At 47.5% G+C, this 21964-nt stretch carries 22 protein-coding genes and 1 pseudogene; 12 read left to right on the top strand and 11 right to left on the bottom strand.

Going from position 1 to position 21964, the window contains the following annotated elements; all coding sequences use genetic code 11:
- The first annotated feature begins 1 nt into the window (after nt 1).
- The 7 genes and pseudogenes from dapD to LHUE1_RS05875 all read left to right on the top strand — a co-directional run.
- Nucleotides 2-706, top strand: coding sequence for a 2,3,4,5-tetrahydropyridine-2,6-dicarboxylate N-acetyltransferase (dapD, locus tag LHUE1_RS05905; RefSeq protein WP_049169114.1), 705 nt, complete (start codon nt 2-4; stop codon nt 704-706).
- 6 nt (nt 707-712) lie between these two features.
- Nucleotides 713-1864, top strand: a complete 1152-nt coding sequence (locus LHUE1_RS05900) for an N-acetyldiaminopimelate deacetylase (RefSeq protein ID WP_049169115.1) — start codon at nt 713-715, stop codon at nt 1862-1864.
- A gap of 378 nt (nt 1865-2242) precedes the next feature.
- A complete protein-coding gene (gene dapA, locus LHUE1_RS05895; protein WP_049169399.1) occupies nt 2243-3148 on the top strand; it encodes a 4-hydroxy-tetrahydrodipicolinate synthase in 906 nt (301 codons plus the stop codon).
- A complete protein-coding gene (dapB, locus tag LHUE1_RS05890) occupies nt 3145-3912 on the top strand; it encodes a 4-hydroxy-tetrahydrodipicolinate reductase (RefSeq protein ID WP_049169400.1) in 768 nt (255 codons plus the stop codon). The genes dapA and dapB overlap by 4 nt, the downstream gene beginning before the upstream one ends.
- Nucleotides 3913-4059: 147 nt before the next feature.
- On the top strand, nt 4060-4329 hold the full coding sequence (locus LHUE1_RS05885) for a hypothetical protein (protein ID WP_049169401.1): 270 nt from the start codon (nt 4060-4062) through the stop codon (nt 4327-4329).
- Nucleotides 4330-4571: 242 nt separating this feature from the next.
- Nucleotides 4572-6065: an MFS transporter gene (locus LHUE1_RS05880; RefSeq protein WP_049169402.1), complete on the top strand. Its 1494-nt coding sequence runs from the start codon at nt 4572-4574 to the stop codon at nt 6063-6065.
- Between the two features lie 63 nt (nt 6066-6128).
- Nucleotides 6129-7571, top strand: a pseudogene (locus LHUE1_RS05875) (glycoside hydrolase domain-containing protein); the annotation flags it as partial.
- Nucleotides 7572-7659: 88 nt separating this feature from the next.
- Here LHUE1_RS05875 and LHUE1_RS05870 read toward each other — a convergent pair.
- Together LHUE1_RS05870 and LHUE1_RS05865 are read right to left on the bottom strand one after the other, a co-directional pair.
- A complete protein-coding gene (locus tag LHUE1_RS05870; RefSeq protein ID WP_049169403.1) occupies nt 7660-8136 on the bottom strand; it encodes a hypothetical protein in 477 nt (158 codons plus the stop codon).
- 49 nt (nt 8137-8185) lie between these two features.
- The gene (locus tag LHUE1_RS05865) at nt 8186-8713 is read right to left on the bottom strand and encodes a hypothetical protein (RefSeq protein WP_049169404.1); all 528 of its coding nucleotides are present in this window, start codon (nt 8711-8713) and stop codon (nt 8186-8188) included.
- Nucleotides 8714-8990: 277 nt separating this feature from the next.
- On the opposite strand from LHUE1_RS05865, the gene LHUE1_RS05860 reads away from it, so the two are divergent.
- Nucleotides 8991-9338 (top strand): hypothetical protein, encoded by a 348-nt coding sequence (locus tag LHUE1_RS05860; protein WP_049169405.1) that lies wholly within the window; start codon nt 8991-8993, stop codon nt 9336-9338.
- Between the two features lie 63 nt (nt 9339-9401).
- Here the strand turns inward: LHUE1_RS05860 and LHUE1_RS05855 are convergent, their stop codons facing one another.
- Nucleotides 9402-10295, bottom strand: a complete 894-nt coding sequence (locus tag LHUE1_RS05855) for an IS3 family transposase (protein WP_049171184.1) — start codon at nt 10293-10295, stop codon at nt 9402-9404.
- Nucleotides 10292-10969, bottom strand: a complete 678-nt coding sequence (locus tag LHUE1_RS05850) for a helix-turn-helix domain-containing protein (RefSeq protein WP_049171182.1) — start codon at nt 10967-10969, stop codon at nt 10292-10294. The genes LHUE1_RS05855 and LHUE1_RS05850 overlap by 4 nt, the downstream gene beginning before the upstream one ends.
- Nucleotides 10970-11247: 278 nt before the next feature.
- Between LHUE1_RS05850 and LHUE1_RS05845 the strand changes: the two genes are divergently transcribed.
- Nucleotides 11248-11970, top strand: coding sequence for a hypothetical protein (locus tag LHUE1_RS05845; protein WP_049172443.1), 723 nt, complete (start codon nt 11248-11250; stop codon nt 11968-11970).
- A gap of 49 nt (nt 11971-12019) precedes the next feature.
- Here LHUE1_RS05845 and LHUE1_RS05840 read toward each other — a convergent pair whose 3' ends face one another.
- Nucleotides 12020-12601 carry a TetR/AcrR family transcriptional regulator gene (locus LHUE1_RS05840; protein ID WP_010490096.1) on the bottom strand — a complete coding sequence of 194 codons (582 nt, stop codon included), beginning with the start codon at nt 12599-12601 and terminating at the stop codon, nt 12020-12022.
- A 193-nt stretch (nt 12602-12794) separates the two neighbouring features.
- Between LHUE1_RS05840 and LHUE1_RS05835 the strand changes: the two genes are divergently transcribed.
- The 3 genes from LHUE1_RS05835 (at nt 12795) to LHUE1_RS05825 (ending at nt 15777) form a co-directional block, all read left to right on the top strand.
- Nucleotides 12795-13106 (top strand): DUF4260 family protein, encoded by a 312-nt coding sequence (locus LHUE1_RS05835; RefSeq protein ID WP_049172442.1) that lies wholly within the window; start codon nt 12795-12797, stop codon nt 13104-13106.
- 281 nt (nt 13107-13387) lie between these two features.
- A complete protein-coding gene (locus LHUE1_RS05830; protein ID WP_049172439.1) occupies nt 13388-14578 on the top strand; it encodes an NAD(P)/FAD-dependent oxidoreductase in 1191 nt (396 codons plus the stop codon).
- A 434-nt stretch (nt 14579-15012) separates the two neighbouring features.
- Nucleotides 15013-15777, top strand: a complete 765-nt coding sequence (locus LHUE1_RS05825; protein WP_241484830.1) for a CPBP family intramembrane glutamic endopeptidase — start codon at nt 15013-15015, stop codon at nt 15775-15777.
- 97 nt (nt 15778-15874) lie between these two features.
- On the opposite strand, the gene LHUE1_RS05820 is transcribed toward LHUE1_RS05825, so the two are convergent.
- From LHUE1_RS05820 to LHUE1_RS05795, 6 genes are all read right to left on the bottom strand, one after another.
- Nucleotides 15875-16531, bottom strand: coding sequence for a Crp/Fnr family transcriptional regulator (locus LHUE1_RS05820; protein ID WP_049172435.1), 657 nt, complete (start codon nt 16529-16531; stop codon nt 15875-15877).
- A 60-nt stretch (nt 16532-16591) separates the two neighbouring features.
- The gene (locus LHUE1_RS05815) at nt 16592-17173 is read right to left on the bottom strand and encodes a ferritin family protein (protein ID WP_049172433.1); all 582 of its coding nucleotides are present in this window, start codon (nt 17171-17173) and stop codon (nt 16592-16594) included.
- Between the two features lie 11 nt (nt 17174-17184).
- Entirely contained in the window at nt 17185-17412 is a 228-nt protein-coding gene (locus tag LHUE1_RS05810) for a heavy-metal-associated domain-containing protein (protein ID WP_049172431.1), read from the bottom strand.
- 19 nt (nt 17413-17431) lie between these two features.
- A complete protein-coding gene (locus tag LHUE1_RS05805; RefSeq protein ID WP_049172429.1) occupies nt 17432-19288 on the bottom strand; it encodes a heavy metal translocating P-type ATPase in 1857 nt (618 codons plus the stop codon).
- A 212-nt stretch (nt 19289-19500) separates the two neighbouring features.
- A complete protein-coding gene (locus tag LHUE1_RS05800) occupies nt 19501-20025 on the bottom strand; it encodes a PadR family transcriptional regulator (RefSeq protein WP_049172427.1) in 525 nt (174 codons plus the stop codon).
- 144 nt (nt 20026-20169) lie between these two features.
- Complete coding sequence (locus tag LHUE1_RS05795; protein ID WP_049172426.1) at nt 20170-21870, bottom strand: MFS transporter; 1701 nt, start codon at nt 21868-21870, stop codon at nt 20170-20172.
- Nucleotides 21871-21964 lie beyond the last annotated feature (94 nt).

Raw genomic sequence — 21964 nt, 5'->3', positions numbered from 1 at the left:
CATGGCACAATTAGACACCCAAAAGATCATTTCAACCATTGCCAACAGTCAGAAAACAACACCCGTTAAGGTCTATCTCAAAGGCGAGTTAGCTGATTTGCACTTTCCAAAAAGTGTTCACGCATTCGTTGGGGAGCACACCGGAACGGTCATCGGCGACTGGGCGATTATCCAGCCAATTCTGAAAAAGGCCAAGCTTGATGATTACTATGTCGAAGCCGCGGGCCGCAACACCGGCGTTCCTTTGCTGGATATCAAAGCGGAAAATGCCCGGATCGAACCCGGCGCCATCATCCGCGACCAGGTTCTGATCGGCAACAATGCGGTGATCATGATGGGCGCCATTATCAATATCGGCGCTGAAATCGGCGATGGCACCATGATCGACATGGGTGCGGTGCTGGGCGGTCGAGCGATTGTCGGCAAGCATTGCCATATTGGTGCCGGTACCGTTTTGGCCGGCGTGGTAGAACCGCCGTCAGCGAAGCCTGTCACAATCGGTGATCACGTCATGATCGGCGCCAATGCCGTGGTTCTTGAAGGTGTGTCGGTCGGCGAAGGTGCAGTTATCGCCGCCGGGGCCGTCGTCATTAACGATGTGCCGGCACACACGGTGGTTGCTGGCGTTCCCGCCAAAGTCATCAAGCAGGTTAACGATCAAACCGAAGCCAAAACCGTCCTGCTCGACGAACTCAGAAAGCTGTGACCTTTAATGAAGGAAGCTGAATTGATTGCCATTCGCCGCCAGCTCCATCAAATCCCCGAGCTAGCCTTGCAGGAAAAAGAAACGCATGCCTTCCTACTTAAAACGGTGCAAAGTTTTCCGCAAACCCACCTCACCATTCGGACACTGCCTAAATTGCCGACTGCCTTACTGGTCAAAGTTCACGGACAAAACCCGCAGCGAACCATCGGCTACCGGACCGACATTGACGCTTTGCCGGTAACGGAACAAACCGGCTTACCGTTTAGCTCGCAGCATCCCGGCATCGCCCATGCTTGCGGCCATGACATCCACATGACAGTCGCGCTAGGAATTCTGGATTATTTTGCCCATCACCAGCCAAAAGATAATTTGATTTTCTTCTTTCAACCGGCCGAAGAAAGCAAAAATGGCGGTAAATTGGCCTACGACATGGGCACTTTCACCGGTGATTGGCACATCGACGAGTTTTATGGGCTGCATGATCGCCCCGACTTGCCGGCTGGTACTATTAGCACGCGGCTTGGCACCCTTTTTGCCGGGACAACTGAAATCAATGTCGATCTCATCGGGAAAAGCGGCCACGCAGCCTTGCCGCAAAATGCCAACGATATGATCGTAACCGCCGCCAGTTTTATCAACCAGATTCAAACCGTCGTCGCCCGTAACGTCAGCCCCACCGACAGCGCGGTCATCACGTTTGGCCTGATGCGCGCCGGGACGATCCGCAATGTGATTGCCGGACGCGCCCACTTGGAAGGTACTTTACGCGGATTCACCCAGAAACAAATCGATTTCTTACAGCAACGTATCCGCGATATCGGTCGGGGAATCGCCGCCAGCTTCAACTGCAACGTCAACGTTGATTTGAATCAAGGTGGCTATTATCCGGTCGAAAATAACCCGCAGCTGACCAAAGATTTCATTCAATACATGCAATCCGATCCAGCCGTCACGTTTGCACCCACCGGACCCGTGATGACCGGGGAAGATTTCGGCTATCTATTGAATAAAATTCCCGGCACCATGTTCTGGCTGGGCGTCAACGATCCGGATTCCCAACTACATGCCGCCGACTTTTCGCCAGACGAAGCTGCGTTAGCACCAGGTGTCACAGCAGTTGTGCATTTTCTGGAACACCGGATGGCGGAAAATAATTGAATCAGTAGCTATCGATATTGACTCATGCTTGATGCGCCGAGACGGCTTTCACCATATGCGTTCCGGAGCATTTGGCGCAGGAGCTTACCCGTAAAAAGCACCGGCTCACGCTCAACCATAACGCGTTCCCCGGCGCAGGGGTCTGCGTGTAAGGACCTTGGTCGCAATGGCCTAAGACCGGGCCATCACGCCCAAGGCCGCTTACACTCCGACCCCTAACCGCGCCGGCTCACGCTCACTTTAACGCGCTCGCCAGCGCAGAAGCCTGCGTGTAAGGACCTTGGTCGCAATGGCAAAGACCGCCATCACGCCCAAGGCCACTTACACTCCGGCTTCTACCCGCGCTGGCTCACGCTCACTTTAATTGGAGGTTTTTGAATGCAAAAAGCAGAATTGATCACCGCGATTGTGACACCGTTTAATGATCGCGATGAAATTGACTACGCAGTCATGCAACGGTTGGTTGATCATCTGATTGCAGAAGGCACCGATGGCTTTGTCGTCGGCGCTACTACGGGTGAAGGGCCGACGCTCAGTCATGACGAGAAAATCACCTTGTACACGCGGTTTGTCGACATGGTTCACGGCCGGGCACTGGTCACTGCCAATTCAGGGTCGAACAATACGCGGGAAACCGTTGATTTTACCCATGAAGTCGGCGGGATTGCCGGGATTGATGCAACACTGGTGGTTGTGCCTTACTACAACAAGCCTGATCAAAACGGCATGATCGCTCACTACACGGCAGTCGCGGCCAACGCTCAAAAGCCGATCATCATTTACAACATCCCCGGTCGAACCGGCGTGGAGATGCTGCCGGAAACCGTGGCAACGTTGGCGCAAAACCCCATGATCCAAGGCATCAAGCAATGCGGCAGCCTCGCCGCCCTGAGTGACATCATTGATCGAACCAAGCACGATGCGTTTAGTGTCTGGACCGGCGAAGATGCTCAGGCGCTGACGATTAAAACGCTCGGCGGTATGGGCGTGATCTCGGTTGCTTCCCATCTTTACGCACACAGCATTCGGGAAATGTATGCGGCATTGGATCGCGGCGACATCACGACGGTGGCTGCGCTGCAACGGCAACTATTGCCGAAAATGGCTGCCTTATTCCATTTTCCATCGCCTGCCCCGACCAAGGCTGCGCTCAACGCATTAGGCTTCAACGTCGGCAGCCCGCGTCTGCCAATACTGCCATTAACTGCCAAACAACAACAGGAACTCGCCCATCTTTTAGGCGTTCCGGAACTATCAGCCATTGAAGCGGAGGTGCTCGCATGATTCACGTTCTTGTCGCCGGTTTTCGCGGTGCCATGGGTCAAAAAACCGTCAAAATGATCCAGTCACATTCAGATTTCGCATTAAGTGCCGTTTTTGACCCTAAAATAACCATCAATAACCCACAAAATTACGGATTGCCGGCTGAAGTCAAAGTCCTCAACCGTTACGATCAACTCAACGCTAGCGTCGCCGATGTCTGGGTCGACTTCACCAATCCCGGCGCAGTCGCCGCTAACACCGAAGCCGCGATTAATGCCGGCATCCATCCGGTCATTGGCACAAGCGGGATGGCGCCGGCTGATCAGGATCGCCTCATCAAGCTAGCCAAAGCGAAACACCTCGGCGGCCTGATCGCACCAAACTTTGGTCTCTCTGCCGTTTTATTGATGAAGTTTGCCCAAGAAGCCGCCGCCTACTTCCCTGATGCCGAAATCATTGAAATGCACCACCAAGACAAAGCCGACGCCCCCTCAGGCACCGCCATCGCCACTGCGCACAAAATCGCCGCCGGACGTACCCAAAAGCCATTGTCCACCATCGACAACGACGCCCGCGGCCAACGCATCGATGACGTCCCTGTCCACGCCGTCCGCCTCCCCGGCTACATCGCCCACGAAGAAGTTCTCTTCGGTGGCCCGGGTGAAGCCCTCACCATTCGCCAAGACTCCTTCGACCGCCAAAGCTTCATGCAAGGCGTTGCCGTCGCCATTCGCAAGGTGCAGGAAGCGGATCAGTTGGTGGTTGGGTTGGAAAACTTTTTATAAAAAAATAGAAAACGCGTTGATCGATTTACGAAAAATAATCGATCGACGCGTTTTTGACTATAAGTAAAACTACTTTGTCTGCCCATTCTTTTTGCGTGCCTTTACCAAGTTGAATCGATATACTCATACTTACAGGAGGACAGGCCAATGAGTACAAAACAGCATCAAAGTCAAACACTCGGTTCATTCACTGTTAAACGCACCGGTAACCTGCTCAGTTTGCCGATACCCGCTGAAGCAGGTGTTACTGAAGGTCAGGAATATCTTTTATTCGTTACCGAAGACGGTACATTGAGATATGAGCCTCAGCGAATGAACCCATGGCACACAGAAACCATCCGAAAAATTAATTTCGCTGCCATGAAGAAAAACATTGGAATTGCTTCCGAAGAGCCATCACGAGGGAAAGAAATATAATCTAACAATTGGGACAACCTGCTTTCGGGACTTCGAACTGATTTTAAAGGCACACCCACGCTCCCAAGCAGCACGCCATCACATTGGCTGTGCTGCTTTTAATTTGCCTCCATTCCATAATCGAGAACAAAAAGTTTACACCGTGTCACTTTAACGTTATGCTCATTTCTGAAAGTGACACGGTGTCACCATCACTCAAAATCAAACGTCACGTTATCAACATTATGGGAGGTCACACACCAATGACCAAAAAGAACAGTGTCTTCGCTTTAAGCATCTTTATCATTGGCGTTTTCATGTCGGCGCTAGACAACGGCATCATTTCCAGCGCGCTGTCAACGATCAATTATTCTTTTCACGTCAATGAAGTTCAAGGAACATGGGCGATTACCCTGTATACCTTGGGCATGGCCATTGCAACGCCGATTATCGGTAAGCTAGCCGATAAATTCGGCCGCCGCAAATTATTTTTGATTGAAATTCTGATTTTTGCCATCGGGTCATTGCTCGTTGCGCTAAGCCCGAGCTTTATCTTCTTCCTAGGTGCGCGACTCGTGCAGTCCATTGGCGGTGGCGGAATTTTCATCATTGCGTCTAGCCATATCCTGGCAACTTACCCCAAACCGCAACAAGGCGCCTTGCTCGGTGCGCTGGGTGCCGTCAATGGGATCGCCTCGGTGGTCGGACCCAATCTCGGCAGCCTGATCTTAAACATCACCGGTCAATGGCACTGGCTATTCCTCATCAACCTGCCGATCGCCGTCTTCATCTTAATCAGCGGCTTCATCGCCATTCCCGAAACTAAAGCCGCAGCTATCAAAGGTCTGGATCTGAAAGGGCTCGTATTCTTAACCTTGGGTATTTTCAGCATGATGCTGGCCATTACCAATTTAAGCAGTGATCAACTGCTGGCCAGCGTCCTAACGCCACAAGTCTGGGGCCTGTTCCTACTAAGTCTCGCCTTTTTCTTCGGCTTCACGCGGATTGAAAAAGGCATTCGCGGCAACGTCGATCCTTTCCTGCCCTACAAACTCATTAAAAGTCCGGGATTCTTACTGACGCTATTTATGGGCCTCTTATCCGGCGCTTTGATTGCCGTCTTTGTCTTCATCCCCAGCTTCGTTGAGCAGCGATACGGCATTTCAGCCAACAACAGTGGTGTCTGGATGAGTGGCATTGGTCTAGGTTCAATTGTTGGCGCTGGGGTCGGCGGGATGTTAGTCGGCAAACTCGGCGCCATCAAATCCATCATTGTATCCGGGACGCTTTCAACAATCGGCTTTGCAATGGTAGCCTTCCTCAGCCCCACAACACTGTGGTTCATCATCGCCTCAACAGTCGCCGGTATCGGCTTCGGCATGCTGATGGGCGCGCCATTCTCCGTCCTCATGTCTGAAATCGCCAGCCAAAAAGACAACGGCGTCGCACTCGGCACCCTTTCCGTCAGCCGCCAAATCGGCCTGACAATTGCCCCAACGATTTACGCCACGCTCATTCAAACCGGCTTCAGCAAACTAGCGTTAAAAGGCGGCACCGCTTCAATTGAAAGCTTCTACCGCGGCCTACAGGGACTCGCCGCCAGCACGCATAAAAATCAGCTGCTGCAAAACTTCTATGCCATCGCCCAACAAGCCTACCAGAACATGTTTTTCCTATCAGTCGCCGCTTCCGCAATCATCTTGCTAGGCGGTCTCTATCTGCAGGCGCGGCATCGCAAGCTTGATGAGATTGCGTAAGTCGCGAGCATTTTTGCCAAGTTAACAAGTAACCACTAACTGGTCGCTTGGCAGAAGATAAAATATGATGGCGATTTTGGTGAAAACTTTGGATCCGATGTAGCGACAAGCATTATCAAATTTCGCAAATTCATGAAGTATCCAAACGAAGACTCCGGTGTTGCAGACTACACAGTCATCAAAGGGCTCGTTACCAGTAACGGTGACACAGGCCGCGATTCAATCGCGCTCGATACAGCAACCCAACTGACGGCAACTGATGTGCAACATTTCCGCGACTATGGATTCAGCATCGTTGGCCGGTATCTCACAGGAACAGTCGGTGCTGATTTCAAACCAAAGAATCTTACGTCAACAGAAGTCAAAACAATTCTGGATGGCGGTTTAAAGTTCTTCCCGATCTACGAAGATGGTGGCTACGTTGAAAGTTACTTCACTGCCGCCGAAGGTCAAAAAGACGGACAAACAGCAATCAGTACAGCGCTTAGCCTAGGCCTACCTGCCGACACTGTCATCTACTTTGCGGTGGACGTTGATTTTCAGGAAGGCGACATTGATGGGACGGTTATTCCGTACATCAATGCTGTGCAGAACGTTTTGAATCGGTCAATTTACAAAGCTGGCATTTATGGGACTCGAAATGTTTGTCTTCACGCTGAGAAAACTGGTATAAACTACAGCTTTGTTGCCAATATGTCATACGGATGGAGTGGCAATTTAGGATTTAAGATGCCAGACAACTGGGCGTTCGACCAATTTGTCGAATATCCAATTTATGGCATTGATATTGATCAAGATGCGAGTTCCGGTCGAGACCAGGGTGTTTCAGCTGTCACAGAAGCAACACCAGCAACACAAAAGGCGTACGTAGCGAACCGACTTTTGAGCATTTTCCCTGACTATCATAATTTATTTGGCACCATCAATTGGACGGTCTCCTCCCCTACACAACATATTACGACCCCGTTAGCCGACTACTATGTCACTTTGGAGGACAAATGGTCAGCAACCGTAGTCGATAATAAAACAGGCGTTCTGACAATCCAAGATGCTAAAATCATTAATGAATCTACCGACATCTTAGAACAGTTTGAAAGCGCCATGTCTTCATATAATGTTGGTGATTTAGCTGGAACCTTTAACAAGCTCGCCCCGATGATCGGGAACGGTGCCATTAAAGCTGGTCTAGCTATTCGCGATGGGATGGTCGGATTTAAAGTTGCAATTGAGAGTTCTGTAGAAAACACAAGTACAAGTTCTTCTGTGGAAAATCAATTTACTTTGACATTGGAGACCTACATTCATAAAGATCAGGTGCCTCAAAATGACTATGATCCTGTCTATCAACCAGTGACCGAGCCTAACCCCACCTTCGCTGTTGATCTTGAAAAGGTTGCGACTATTGTCGTAGTAGGTCTAATTGTGACCTCAACATTACCAGAATCGGGGGCTGTCACAGCGTTGGGTGGTTTATTTAACGCTGTTAGAGTGCTCCTATTCACTTAGAAAATCACTTAGAAAAATGCTAGCTTTTTAACGCGTAAGCAGTACGGAAAGTTCCGTGCTGCTTATTTGTACGCTTAACCTTATTTTTTTAAAATGAATTCATTTCAAAAATCAAAAAGATCAGGAAACTCCCGAAGTCTCGAATCACAACACCTGCCAGCCTCTTCACAAATGAAACCTCTGGCAACTTATTCTTGTTCGTCTTGCCGACGCGCTGGAGAAAAAATGATGTTGCGGATGTATAAATAGCGAACAACAGTAGAAAAATCGAGACTATTAAATAAGCATCCTTGGTGCTAGCCGGCAAGACCGTAATAGCCCCCAGCGAAAAAGAAAAAATGAAGATATAGCTGATTGTCACACCGGCTAGAATACGGTTGAAAATTTTCCCGATTGCATTATCGATAAACTTTCGATCTATCGCCTCTCTGCGCATAATCTCAGAACGGCTCATTTTCAAACGCTTCTCTAAGTTTTTTCGAAACCTTCCTTTAATTATTCGACTGTAAATGGTCGTTGCCACCCAAAGAAACGCGGCTAAGATGTAAGGCATGTAAATATCCATCGTTTTCTTCTCCCCAATGTACCCAGTTCAGATTACCGTGGTACATTTTTTAATATAGCCAGACTGCCATTGCATAGAATAATCCAAGATTAATGAATCCTTCTAAAATCAATAAAGCAAGGTAAACATAGTACCGTCTTGCCCCGTGATTTTCTATGATCTTTACACCTCGATCAACTGCGAGATACTTTTTAAGTTGTCGTTTTTTATAAAGCCGAAAAGCTTGCTCTTCTACAACAAACAGGATATTAGCAAACAAGCAGAAAACACCAATGCTCGGAAAAAGATAAACGCCAGTGCTCTCCTCTGCATAAAGAACTCCGGCCGAAAAGCAAAAAGCGGCGATGTAAACGCCTGCGAATTGCGCGTTTATTAGTATTTCAGTGATGAAGTGTCGCTGATTTAGAACTGCCTCTTGTTTCAGAACTTTGGCTTGTAATTCCTGATCGAGATTTGAATTTTCAAAACTGATTTCTCTGTGTTGCCGCTCTTTTTTTAAAGCAGAATTTTTAAACCTGAGCGTCAATGTAAGTACCACCATTGCAAAAATGTGGGGAATCAAGTACGTCAGTTCCATTTTAGCCATCCTTTCAGCGTTAAAGCCGCTTCTCATGCGAGCAAGTCAATTGCTGAATGGTATCATGGACAGCAATATGCTTTCTCAAAATTCCGAAAAATCTCAAAGTATAAGTATAGCGATATTCCAACATGAACTTCAATCGCTTTCACCTCAAAAAACGTTTCCAAAACTTATTGACACATAAATGAAAAACCGGTACACTCAAAAAAATAAAAATTAATTTATGTTTTTTGATTTTAAACATTGGTTAACACCATCATTGCGGAGGTTTGCTATGACAACACAATTTGATAGAACCATCAACATCTTCGCCAAGGGATTTCACGTGTCAGATCTTCTAGAAAAGGAAAAAATTGAGAACTTTGTCGTCTTTACCATTAACAATCTTTCATCCTATGACAATCTCATGCACGCAACCGTATTTCTGTCTGCAATAGCCGGATTCTTCGAACAATCAAATCTGCCACTAAGAATTCAAGTCATGCAGATACCGCTTTCAGATAATAAATCTAAGGTTGACTTCATTGCTATCCGGCTACTCGATTCTGAATATAACCGTGCCGTTCAAAAGCTTGAGGATGCCTATAACCAAAATAAAAGAAATACAAAACGGAAAAAGTAACTCAGTCTTTGCGGTCGGCCCTGTCAAGTTGACAGATGAAATAATATAAAATTTTGGTAGCTTTTAGATGGCCTTATTCCAGTATTCTTCTGGGGTAAGGCCGTCTCTTTGTCCTGAACGGTTGTCGTGATTGAAATAGTGGATCCCATCTTCAACGAGCTGGACGAACTCCTTATAAGTTTTTGCCATTGGGTGACGATCCATCCACCGCAGTTTAAACTCATTCCACCAGCGCTCCATCGGTGCGTTGTCATAGGGCGTTCCCGGTCGCGACATACTTCGTGTCACTTCAAACTGGCTAAGGTAGCGGTTGAATGCCTTAGATGTATAGGCGGAGCCACGATCAGTATGAATGAGCGGATGGACGTTGCTGGCGCGAGTGAAAGCGCGCTGGAAGACCTGAATCTCAGCGGCGGTTGTTTCGGTTGCGCTTAGATTGTAAGCCAACAGATTGCGACCATAGAGGTCAAGAACGCCACTGAGGCGCATCTTGTACTCGCCGTTGATACCGTATTTCAACTCGGTTGAGTCGGCTAGCCAGACTTGATTAGGGCGTTCCACGTAGAAACATTGATTGAGCACATTGTCTTGCAGGTACTGTTCAGATTGCTTGACGCGACTATGCCGTTTTTGGCGAATCTGACATCGAATGCCAAGCTCGCGCATGACGCGACGAACTTGTTTGATCGTGACCGGGAAGTCAATTAGCTCATCCTGTTGTAAGTTGATCAGGAGATTCCCGGCGCCAATGCCTTGGTGATGAAAGTCAAACCAATATTGGGTCCGCTCCTTGAGCTGCCGATCGTGGACCTCCCACAATGTTTTCTCCCGCCTTAAGCCTTTGTAATAAGCTTGACGGCTGACGCCAATAACGTCCAATAACTTTGTGACAGCGCCGTGGTGGCCTTGACTAACTTCTTCGATGGCACGGTAAGCTTGTCGGCGTTGTTTGATCACTCCTTGTGCTGGATTTCCAGTAATTTTTTTACAAAGGCCTCCACTAGCTCTTTGTCCTTGAGTTCAGCTTCTAGTTGACGAATGCGCAGTTTGGCCTTGTCTAATTCGGTTAGATCACGCTTGTCTTTGTGGTGACCACGGTTATCTACCAGCGCCTCATAACCGCCTTCGCGAGCCTTGATCACCCAAGACCGTGCCTGTTGATAAGACACATCAAAATGGGCTGCCGCTTCAGTATAGGAGTGCTTACCCTTAGTGACATATTCAACGACTTTAATGCGTTCTTCGAAGGTGGTTGTACGACTCATGGTGGGGACCTGCTTTCTAGACGGTGAAGCCGTCAAAGATTGATGATCCCTATTATACATGGCTATCCAACGTTGCAGTTGTGTTGATGAACGCAGACCAAATTGCATCGTAACTTCGGCTAATGACCCTTCACCACTAAGATAAGCAAGCACTGCTTCAAGCTTTAGCTCTTTGGTATAATGTTGATTCTTTCGAGCTTCCTCTAATCCCTTAATCCCATCACGTTCATAGAGTGTCTGCCAACGTTGTAATGTACGATCACCAAGACCGTGTTGACGAGAGAAACTACTGATACTTGTCTTCGAATGTCTGAACTCCTCCAATATGTGTAACTTTTCTTGAGCTGTATGCTTAGATCTGGGCATAGAAAATCCCTCCATGATCATCAGATGAATTATGATATTTCATCTGACAACCATAAAGGGATTATCGCACTTCAACATTTTTCTCTACCAGCATCACCTACTTTCAGTGTCAGCCAAGTCAAAGCCATACGATCTTGCATTGCCCACTAACGATCGCATGGCTTTTTCACTGGTCCTTATTCCTCACAAGTCCATGCCTATGCTATTCTAAAGATGGTATCTGCCACGAAGCCCCAATAGAATAGCTTCGCCAAACTCATAAAAAGGAAAGATGAACGATGAAAAGACTCGGATGGTTTTCATTATTGACGCTCTCATTGATCTACATACTGATCCCCGCACAGACAGCATCTGCGCAAAGCACGACTGCCGGGAACAAAGCACCAGTGGCTAAACAGATCAAAATTAGCAACGTCCATCAGTCCCTGAACCTAAAATTCCACTTACCGGCTCGCACTGATTACAGCTTAAAGGACCTCAACAATCAGACATTGGCCGAGAAAAAATCTGCCAGTGGGGTGGTCAGCCTCAAACGATTACAGTCGAGTTCAACAAAGCTTATTTTGAAAACATCGCGCAATCGCCACACATCCAAACAGGTGATCAACGTTCCCGAATCATATCCAATTGCTCACCCGGCCATTTATCGAAAACCGGTGATAGTCGGCAGCAAAGTTACCTATGTTGGCGCTAAACGTCTACGCCTATTCACCATCCAAACGAAGTACCTGCCAGATATTCCTAAGAACCAAACCGGAATCGCCTTGACCATTCATAACGCCCACTATGCTGTTCCTTTGAGCTTTTCCGAAAAACATTTCTCGGCGTCCAATGATCAGCACCAAGTCGCGGTCAAAATGCTTTCCACCCCACCCGTCATCAAACCAAACGAAACGAAAACGATTCGCCTGCTGATTGATGTTCCACAAGGAAAAAGCATTAACGGCACCCTCGCGCTTGATCAGGTCAATTTGACAGCACCCATCAACTTTTACTTATAATCTTTTTGAGAGAGCTGTACCTATCTAAAAAGATCGCTAACTTAGCGTATTAGTTTGAATGACCAATGCTCTGCGCCAACTGGCCAAAACCCGCCAGTGCCACCCTTTGCACTTGTTCCGGCGGTTCAGGCTGATCTTGTGCCAACCATAAGCGTAAGACATTGGTAAATCCACCGAGTGCAAATGCCATGATATAATTCACCTCTCGATCGGTCCCTGCCGCATGCCACGGCGCCGGAAACTGGCGATACTTGTCAACGGCATCACGTTGCCAAACACCATTCAAATGATCGAACAGACCTTGTCGAATCAATAAACGGACAAGGTCTTTTTGTTGCCACCAAAACGTGAAAAAGTGCTGCATGGTCGTTTCAAAACTAATCGGCGTTTGTCCGCGGGTGGCCTGTTTCAGACTTTCAAAATAATCGTCTGTCAACTGGCGGCATAAATAATCGATTAAATCATCCTTGGTTTTAAACGCTCGATAAAAGGTTTTGCGTGAAAGATCTGCAGTTTGCACAATCTCCGTGATTGAAATATCTGTCACCGCCTCACCACGTTGCATTAATGTGACCAAGGCATCCACCAACCACTGCTTCGATTGCAGCGCCATCCGTTGCTTCCCGTTCATATTTGCAATCTCCTAACTGACACAAATACCACCAATTTGTAGCACTTGTCGCCAAACGCTTGTTGCTTGTCGTTGACCCCAGTATACTCAAAGTACGTTTAAGTCACACATGTGTCACATACGAGTCATGCCTCGTTCTCTATCTCTGCTTGATCGTGGCGCTCACATGAATAATTTCAAGGAGTGACCCTTCATGAAGTGGCTTCCAAGAACAGAATCAGCACTAGGATTTGCACTCATCATTTATTTTTACTTTGTCCAGTTCAATTTCAGCTGGCTATTATTTGTTGTCGGCTTCCTAATTCCCGACATAAGTGCTTTAGGCTTTCTCGCCAACGAAAAGACTGGCAATGTCTGCTACGATATTGGCCATACGTTAATTGGGCCGATTATTCTCGGCGGACTGGCGCTCCTTGGTGCTTGGTATGGCTTACTGGCCGCAGCGTTGATCTGGTCAGCGCACATTTTAGGTGATCGAACACTCGGTTTTGGGTTGCGTTACTGAAATGAATTGACCTTTTTGAAAAGATCACATAGTCAAGCTTTCTTAACCAATTCCTTCTTCATTGAGATTAAGATATCCTTCTGCAAGTCTCCTCTTGAAACACCTTGCATTAATATTCATGGGCAAACTCGGAAGCGAACAAGATACAACCAAATTTCTCACCCACTTTTCGCAAATATATGAGCCCAAAGTTTGTGAATGGTAATAAGATTGTTACAATAAGGTTGTGGCCAATTGACCGTACGTTGAAATAATTTTGTAGATGAGGATGTGGTGAATCAATGGCAGATGTTGTCATTTTAGGTGCCGGATATGCGGGCATTCGGGCCGTTAAAACGTTAAGTAAGCTCGCACCAAAGGGAACGACGATCACAGTGGTTGACCAAAACGCCGAACACGAAGAGCGCACGCAGCTTCATGAAGTGGCGGCAGGTACTGTGCCTGCATCGAAAATCACGTTTAATATTCAACAGGTTCTTCCAAAGGATGTTCAGTTTCTTCAGGCGAAAGTCAGCAAGGTTGATGTGTCGACCAAGATGGTGATTTTGGCTAACCATGCGCCGTTACGTTACGATTATCTCATCATTGCGCTTGGCTTCCGGTCTGAGGACTTTGGGTTGCCGGGTGCCGCGGAAAACGCCTTGCCGCTGGACAATGTAACCTCCGCGGAAACGATCACCAAGACGATTGAGCAGCACGTCGCCAATTACAAGCAGTCACAAGATCCTAAAGACTTGACGGTTATTGTTGCTGGCGCAGGGTTCACCGGCGTTGAATTACTGGGCGAATTGACGCACAGTATGCCAGCGCTGGCTAAAAAGTACGATACGCCGCCAATTAAAATCATCTCCATGGAAATGGCAACGCGCATTTTGCCGATGTTCGATGAAAAATTAGCCAATTATGCAATGGATTACCTCAAGAGTCATGGGGTAACGATGATGACTGGCTCCAAGATTACGAAGATCGAGCCGAATGCCGTGGTTTATGCTGATGGCGACCAGGAAAAGAAAGTCGAAGGGAACACAATTATCTGGACGGTCGGCGTTTCCGGCAGCGATGTGATTGCGGATTCCGGCTTCAAGCAGCGCCGTAACCGCGTGGTAGTTTCCAATCACCTGAACTTAGACGACCATCCTGAGGTCTTTATTATCGGTGATGTGTCTGCGGTAATGGCAGGCGATTCCGGCCGGCCTTATCCAACCACTGCACAAATTTCCACACAGGAAGGCGATCAAGCCGGTAAGAACGTTGCCGCAGCGTTAAACGGTCAGCCGTTGACGGACTTCGTTTACAAGCCTAAGGGCACTGTGGCATCACTCGGCAGCCAAGATGGTATCGCCCAAATTGGCAAGGGTCACAAGTACACCGGCTTCATCGCTAAAATGCTCAAGCGCGTCATCACGGACAAGTCCTTACTTGAAGACGCCAATTTGGCAACGATGTTGAAACAAGGGCGCTGGCCGCTTTAGTGGTTTAGGAAAAAGTGATCGGCGTCCGAACCGTAAAAGGATCTGCGAACTCATTTTATTAAGTTGACAAAGGTATTGTCAGCCGATAATCTTTCTTTAGAGATGTGGTTCATGCGTTCGCCGCGGGATTTACCACCCGCAATAAGCGGTAGCATGTGAAGGGCAGTCAGCAAATGTTATTTGCTGGCTGTTTTTTGGTACAAAAAGATAGTTGACTACTTTTGAGTCGCATGCTGCCCATTTGCCCTATAAGAAAACTAAGGCTATCCTAAAAGAAGCTTATTTGTCGACCTTGACATCTTCAAGCCAAATTTTATTCGGAGGCGAGCACGATTAATCAGCTCAAAAAACTACCTAAGTCACTCACGACGATTGCCCTTGTTTTCGTCATTGCCTTTGCTTGGTCACTCTTATCTGACATTATTCCTTTTTTAATGGGGTTATTCGGCACCTTAAAGGACGAAGCCAATATTCCGCAATCCTTTGATTTGCTTTTCTTGTTCGGTGAGGCCATCGGTATTATTGGCATGGTCATTTATTACCGTGGTGATCGCGACATCTTACCGTTTGCAAAAGACCACGCTGCCAGAAACTATTCACTTGGCTTACTTTTTGGATTCATGATGTTCAGTCTCATTTGGGGCATCATCACTTTATTTGGTGGGTATCAAGTCCTGGTTATCTTCCAAGGATCAAACCTGCTTTGGCTGGTTCTTTTCTTTATTGGTTACGCAATCCAATCCATGTTTGAAGAACTGCTTTGCCGCGGCTACGTCATGGGCTATTGGCTTAAGCAAAATAAGGTCATAATGGCTGTTTTGCTCAACGCGATTCTTTTTACGCTCCTACATATGGCCAATCCCGGCTTCAACCTTCCTGCGGCCATTGGCTTGTTCTTATTTGCCATAGCAATGTCACAGTTTCGGTTGTTGACTGGCAGTATCTGGCTTTGCGGCGCTTTTCACGCCATCTGGAACTTCGCGGAAGGCCCTATATTTGGCGTTTCTGTCTCCGGTTTATCTGGTGAGAGTTTTATTCTAAAATCATTGCCTACGACAACATTCCAGCCACTGACTGGTGGGACTTTCGGTCTCGAGGCCAGTACTGTATCGGCTATTGTTCATTTGTTGCTGGTTATCTTGTTGGCTATTATCATTTTAAAAAAGCAACGTACAGGCTTGACCATTTCCGAAAATTAACACTATTCAGAAAGTTTTACCAACATTGACACCACGCAAAAAAGCCAGCGAATCTCTCACTGGCTTTTTGCATGAACTCACGCTCAACTTGACGCATTTACCAAACAAAATCTTCCATATCCTCAGCATTCAAAATCGTCACCTGTTTACCCGTACGCCGAATCAACTTTTCATTTGCCAAAAGTTTCAAAGTACGGGAAACCGTTTCTGGCGTCGTTCCGAGGTAATCGGCTAATTGCGTCCACGCCATTGGCACGGTTACGGTGTCTTTTCCAGCCGCGGTGCGCAGATCGAGCAGATAATGGGTGAGGCGCACATTGATGGAATCATTGCCAAGATAGCCCGCCTGCTTTTCCAATGCCTGCATTTTGCGAGTGTTTTCCGTGAGCAGCTGCAGACTGATCTGCGGTTGTTTCATGAGCAGTTGTTGAAAATCCGACGCGCTAATGGTGCAGACTGTGGCGGTCGTTAGCGCCTCGGTGTAAACGTTTGGACTAGCGATGTTGAGTAAGCCAGCCTCGCCTTCATAATCACCGGGGCCATCAACGCGCAACAATTGCTCTTTGCCGTTGGTCGCCAACTGGTAGGTTTTGAGCTTGCCCTGAGCGACCACCAATAAACGGGCGTCTGTATCCGGACTGATCAAAACCGTTCCTTTTTCAACCTGCCGCTCATGGGTTAAGGCGTCAATGGCTGCACGCGCCTTGTCATCGAGTTTTTTAAACAACGGCACAACTGCCGTACAACTATGCAATGTGTTGTCACCTCCTGCGCTTAGGAAAAATCAATCTGTGCACCGTTCCTGAATCACCGATCAGTCGTCTTCATCCTCGTCAAGCAGCTCCCGGCCGGCTGTCACTGCCCGACCAAGTCGCGTCTGCAGGCGAAGGATACTCTGTTCATGCCAGTGCTGCAATTGTAACATATCCGCCGCCAACACGAGTTTATTCTCCTTATTGGCAAGTGGAATCGCGCGACTGACGAACAGCTGGCAAGTATCAAGATCATTCACAACCGCATCCAGCTTCATGTCGTTGGTCCAAAACCGCAACGCCGGATCTTCCTTCAACATGGTATATTCATTGAACTCTGCTGTTGTGGTCGGAAAATCTTCGCCCTGTGCTGCCAAGTCGCTCGCCAACACTGCAAAATGCTGCCGGGCTTGCTCTAGCAATTCGGTTAACAGCTGTCTGTCAGTCTCGCTGCTCGAGCCATTCAGCGTCAAGCGGAATTGTTCCAGCTTGCGTGCTAAAACCTGTAAATTTGCCAAAACATGCCCGCTCATCGCCCCGGCAGTCGGGACATGGTGATCATGATCGGCTTGCTTTGCCGCTGCTGCTTGACGAGCCTTGACTTGCTCGGCACTAACTGTCTGCATCCCTGTTGTGACACTCATCATCCAACCTCCTACGCTTCCTGACTACGAACATTGACAACGGTGTACCCTAAATCCGTGATTGTCTTCTTCAGGGTATCGGCGTTCGTAACCGCTGGATCAATCTGTGCCTTAACTTTACTACTATTAAAAAGTGCCTTAACACTCTTAACGCCAGCTTGTTGGCCAACTGCCCCTTCAATCTTCTGCAAGCAACTCGGGCAGGTCAATCCGTCTAATTGATAAACTAATTTTGTCATTTTAAAAATCCTTTCTTGTTTATTTACCTTCATTATTCACAGTTTGCGGCTGATGCGCCTTGATCGCCGTCAAGTTTTGCCATTTTCTTGGGGTGTGCCGCAACCGCAAAGCATTCGCAATGACGAGGAGAATCGAGATCTCGTGAAACAGCATCCCACTCGCCATATCGACTAAGCCTACCAGCAAACCGCTCAGCAGCAACGCCACCGTTCCGATGGCAATCACCAAGTTTTGTTTGATATTGTTATTCATTCGCTTGGCTAAATTGAAAAGAACGCCAAGATTAGTGAGCCGACTGCTGGTCAAAATGACATCCGCGGTATCGATCGCCACATCCATCCCGGAACCCATCGCGACGCCCACGTCCGCCTGTGCCAACGCCGGACCATCATTGATCCCGTCACCGACAAACATCACTTTTTCACCACGGGCCTGTGCGGCTTTGATAGCGCTGACTTTATCGGCCGGAAGTAACCCGCCGTGTGTCTGACTCAGCGGTAAATCTGTCATCATGTGTTCAACGGCTGCCTGCGAGTCGCCTGACAGAACGATCGTCTTTTTGCCACTTGCGGTTAAGTCCGCCAGCATCGTTGCGGTATCCGAACGCAGTTGATCCCGCAAGCCATACGCGGCAACCAGCTTGTCATCAATCGTTGCTAAAACCAGTGAAGCGCCGCCGCTCACAATCGCCTGGATGGCTTCCTGTTGTTCCAGTGTTTGCGGCTGTTTCAAAATCTTTTGATTGCCGACACTGACAGTATGCCCAGCTACTTGTGCTTGCACACCAACGCCGCGAGTCACCCTGACGTCTTCAACTGTCTTGGTTGTCTGCGGCTGAAGATAGGCCACCAACGCTTGCCCCAACGGATGCGCGGTCGCTGCTTCGACCGCTGCAACCATCTCCGCCACATTCGCCCTATCAGCCGCCCAGTATTGCGCGGTTACGACACTGATTTTGCCTTGAGTCAGCGTGCCGGTCTTATCAAACATCACCGTGTCAATCTGATCCAACTTGGTCGCAACATCGCCGCCTTTGATCAAAATGCCATGCTTGGCGCCAAAACCTAGTCCGACAACATTGCTGACAGGCGCACCGATCACCAGCGCACCAGGGCAACCAAGTACAAGAATCGTGATGGCCAGCCGTACATCCCGGCTCACCAAACCGACTATCAATGCGATCACCAATACCAGCGGCGTGTACCAGCGTGCAAACTTCTGGATGAAGGTCGCGACCGGTGACTGAGCATCTTGGGCATCTTCAATCAAATCGATAATCTGTTGATAAACCGTATTGTAGCCGGTTTTTTCAACTTCAATATCAACGGTTCCATCGCTAATCTGCGTTCCGGAATACACGGTCGCGCCAGCCTGTTTTCTTTTCGCATCCGGCTCACCGGTAATCGCCGCTTCAACAATGTTCGCGTGTCCGCCGATCACTTTTCCGTCTGCTGGCACGGTCTCACCTGCCAAAACGCGCACCTGATCGCCAACCGCTAACTGACCCACCGGAACGGTTGAGCCATCAACCCGGCGTGCTGTTTTGGGTGCCGCCGCAGCCAAACCCTGAATCGCCGATCGCGTCTTCGCCAGACTGCGCTGCTCCAGCCAGTCGCCAAAAAGAAACAGAAAACTGACCACGGCACTTTCGACCGGTTCGCCAATCAGCACCGCGCCCACCAACGCAATCGTCACCAGCAGCTCAATGCTAATCTGCTTATATCGCAACGCTTCCCAGGCATTCACCGCAATCGGCAGCCCAGCCACCAAACTCGCCAGCACCAACAACCACGCCTGACTGAAAACCAGCCCCAGCGCCGTCAGCACCCCGCCGCTAATCATCGCTTCTTGTTTATGTGTCTGAATAAAATGCATCGTCTTTCCCTCCTGAACGTGAACCTTAGTGTCGAGTTCAGTGTACCGAGGCATTCAAAAAGCCGCCTTGACCGTGATCAATTTTCGGAGAAAGGCGGCGGGATTTTTTATGCGATTGAAAAAAGCCGGTACCAGCTTCCTAATCATTTAGGAAAGGCTGACACCGCCTCAAGTTAAATACTAAGTAACTGATCTCATGCTGCTTCCGACGTTTAATTCTGATTTTTCAACTGCTCTAACGCCTTATCGAGCACTTCGATTTCACTTTTATAATAAGCTATCCCGTACATAAAGGTGATTTCTTGGAAAGAGTTCATGCCATTATCCGTCCAGCGCTCATAGTTATCCGTCAGTTCCGAGAGATTCGTCTTTTTTCGCGTGATTTCTTGCTCAACAAATGAAATGACTTTATCTCGATCAAGATCCTGCCCAAAGTACATACGCATCAAAAAGTCTGATTTGAAGGTTTCCTCAACCGTTTTTGAGTTGAGGTAGGTCATAAACTCTTTCTTCCCTAGCTCTGTGATGCTGTAAATATTTTTATTCGGCTTAAGATCTTGAACCACATGCTTTTTTTGAATCAATCCATCCTTTTCCAGTTTTCTGAGGATGGGGTAAATCATCCCAAAAGTGCCATCGAAGAAGAACTTCAGCTGTGTTTCAAATACTTCCTTTATCTCGTACCCAGACATATCGCGTTGATTCAATAACCCTAAAACAACGTCTTTTCCTTGCAATCTGGTTCGCTCCTTTATGTTGATATTGTTTATGTAATTATTGACAATAGTAACATAATGAAGTTCCAATTTAAAAGTTACCGAAGCTATTTGTAATAGACAACCACACGGCAACATCCAAAAACGCTTATTAACGACTGATCGTCAGTGGCGCACATTTCTAACCTTTTCCCGTTTAAACGCAGGGAAAATAAACGATGCTAGGATTGCAAAAAATAGAAACGGGAGTGTGTTTCTGTACAGAAGCTTAAATGCATTAGTGAAGTAGCTTTCCGATTTTGTTTGAATATCACCGATGGCTGCATTGATATTGTGATTTTGTTTTATAAGCACTAAATCTACCTTTTTCTTGACCTGTCTCATTATTTGAACTTTTTCGGAATTTGATGGGCTGATTATTCGAGAAACCGCGGCGACGTAGTTTGTATGAATCATCGCTCTTCGTTCTATTTTTGAAAAGTGATCGACTGGAAATCTCTGATGTGTTTTACCTGTGCTAATGGCATCTTTAGTCGTTTTAAGCATCATGCTTTTCTGCTTTTGCGGAATTGTTAAGCGTTGAATTCGGCCACTGGCAAATTGCACAGAGCTAACTTTCGCCGAAGCCAGCCCAGCGTATAAATTGGTTACAAAGATGGCCACAGCCAGCACCACCCCCACTTGTCTTAGAACTCCGGCAACACTTTGCGAAGAATTTAGCTTTTCGCCAGTGAAATCTGCGGCTGCCAAAACTGTAATAGGTCCGGCAATGATCCCATAGCCCGTTCCTAGGATCGTGCAGGCAACAAAGACCTCTAAGGAGTTATATAAATTGACAGTAAAGAACATGGCATATCCGACTGCCATTAATACAAACCCCAAAAGGACGACGATTCTCGCACCCACTTTGTCAATGATTAGCGCAGCAACAGTGGAGAATATGAATATCATAACTGTTATCGGAGTAATAATCAGTGCCGCAGTCAGCTCAGTTTTTTGCTGAATATTTGTAAAGTAAGTCGGCAAGATCACTGTCACACCAACTAAAAACAAATTGCTTAAGACAATCGCTACCGACGCACCGACAAATTGCCGACTTTTAAACAGATCTAGCGGAACCATTGGATTCTTGGAAAAGTGTTCAGTGAAAACAAATGCGATACATCCCGCTAAAAATGAAATTACCAAACAAATAACCGAAAAAGATGTCCAGCCCCATTCACGGCCTTTTATCAATAAAAGCGTAAGGGAGAAGAGCGTGATCATGCTCAATATGCATCCCTGTAAATCAATCGGCTTTGCATTTCTTTCCTGATTCATTGACAGATTAAAAGTCACTAGCAGCAACACAAGGATCATTAAGGGAATGTTGATTAAGAATATCCATCTCCATGACAGAAACTGTGTCACGATTCCGCCGATAACTGGGCCCAAAGCTGCCGCTAGTCCTTGAGTGACACCCAAAGCAGCAATCACCTTTGGCCTATTTGACGTGTCAACTGTCGAAATGCCGATTGTCATTGACAATGGAAATACCGTAGCGGCGCCGACACTTTGAATGGCTCTGCCAACATCAAGTAAAACAATATTAGTTGCGAACGCCGATACAAGTGAACCCAGGGCAAATGTTACCAGTCCTATTAAGTAGAACCGGTTAATACCAACTCTTTCAGCCAGCTTGCTTAACGGTATGGTCAGTGTGGCAAACAAAATTGTATAAATGTTCAATGCCCAGGAAAGATCCGACAAGTTGACATTTAGTCCTATTTGAATAGCCGGCAGAGCGATATTCATTATTGTCGTATCTAGCATGCACAGGAAAATTCCAATGCAAGTTGCAATGACGACTGATACGGTTTTTTTCATAAGCGTCTCCTAACATAGTTACTATTAACATTGTTAATAGTAACTATGTTAAATAGTCGTGTCAATGTTTTGTGGTGCACGAAAAAAACGCCTC

This window comes from Lacticaseibacillus huelsenbergensis (assembly GCF_029726355.1).
Taxonomy (GTDB): domain Bacteria; phylum Bacillota; class Bacilli; order Lactobacillales; family Lactobacillaceae; genus Lacticaseibacillus; species Lacticaseibacillus casei.
Note: the sequence above shows the minus strand (reverse complement) of the source record. Positions and strands in the feature narration are given on the sequence as shown.

Bases quoted from the DNA above. Each gene is read 5' to 3' on its own strand.
- dapD (WP_049169114.1), top strand. From the start codon at position 2: ATGGCACAATTAGACACCCAAAAGATCATTTCAACCATTGCCAACAGT.
- LHUE1_RS05900 (WP_049169115.1), top strand. From the start codon at position 713: ATGAAGGAAGCTGAATTGATTGCCATTCGCCGCCAGCTCCATCAAATC.
- dapA (WP_049169399.1), top strand. From the start codon at position 2,243: ATGCAAAAAGCAGAATTGATCACCGCGATTGTGACACCGTTTAATGAT.
- dapB (WP_049169400.1), top strand. From the start codon at position 3,145: ATGATTCACGTTCTTGTCGCCGGTTTTCGCGGTGCCATGGGTCAAAAA.
- LHUE1_RS05885 (WP_049169401.1), top strand. From the start codon at position 4,060: ATGAGTACAAAACAGCATCAAAGTCAAACACTCGGTTCATTCACTGTT.
- LHUE1_RS05880 (WP_049169402.1), top strand. From the start codon at position 4,572: ATGACCAAAAAGAACAGTGTCTTCGCTTTAAGCATCTTTATCATTGGC.
- LHUE1_RS05870 (WP_049169403.1), bottom strand. From the start codon at position 8,136: ATGGATATTTACATGCCTTACATCTTAGCCGCGTTTCTTTGGGTGGCA.
- LHUE1_RS05865 (WP_049169404.1), bottom strand. From the start codon at position 8,713: ATGGAACTGACGTACTTGATTCCCCACATTTTTGCAATGGTGGTACTT.
- LHUE1_RS05860 (WP_049169405.1), top strand. From the start codon at position 8,991: ATGACAACACAATTTGATAGAACCATCAACATCTTCGCCAAGGGATTT.
- LHUE1_RS05850 (WP_049171182.1), bottom strand. From the start codon at position 10,969: ATGCCCAGATCTAAGCATACAGCTCAAGAAAAGTTACACATATTGGAG.
- LHUE1_RS05845 (WP_049172443.1), top strand. From the start codon at position 11,248: ATGAAAAGACTCGGATGGTTTTCATTATTGACGCTCTCATTGATCTAC.
- LHUE1_RS05840 (WP_010490096.1), bottom strand. From the start codon at position 12,601: ATGAACGGGAAGCAACGGATGGCGCTGCAATCGAAGCAGTGGTTGGTG.
- LHUE1_RS05835 (WP_049172442.1), top strand. From the start codon at position 12,795: ATGAAGTGGCTTCCAAGAACAGAATCAGCACTAGGATTTGCACTCATC.
- LHUE1_RS05830 (WP_049172439.1), top strand. From the start codon at position 13,388: ATGGCAGATGTTGTCATTTTAGGTGCCGGATATGCGGGCATTCGGGCC.
- LHUE1_RS05825 (WP_241484830.1), top strand. From the start codon at position 15,013: ATGGGGTTATTCGGCACCTTAAAGGACGAAGCCAATATTCCGCAATCC.
- LHUE1_RS05815 (WP_049172433.1), bottom strand. From the start codon at position 17,173: ATGAGTGTCACAACAGGGATGCAGACAGTTAGTGCCGAGCAAGTCAAG.
- LHUE1_RS05810 (WP_049172431.1), bottom strand. From the start codon at position 17,412: ATGACAAAATTAGTTTATCAATTAGACGGATTGACCTGCCCGAGTTGC.
- LHUE1_RS05805 (WP_049172429.1), bottom strand. From the start codon at position 19,288: ATGCATTTTATTCAGACACATAAACAAGAAGCGATGATTAGCGGCGGG.
- LHUE1_RS05795 (WP_049172426.1), bottom strand. From the start codon at position 21,870: ATGAAAAAAACCGTATCAGTCGTCATTGCAACTTGCATTGGAATTTTC.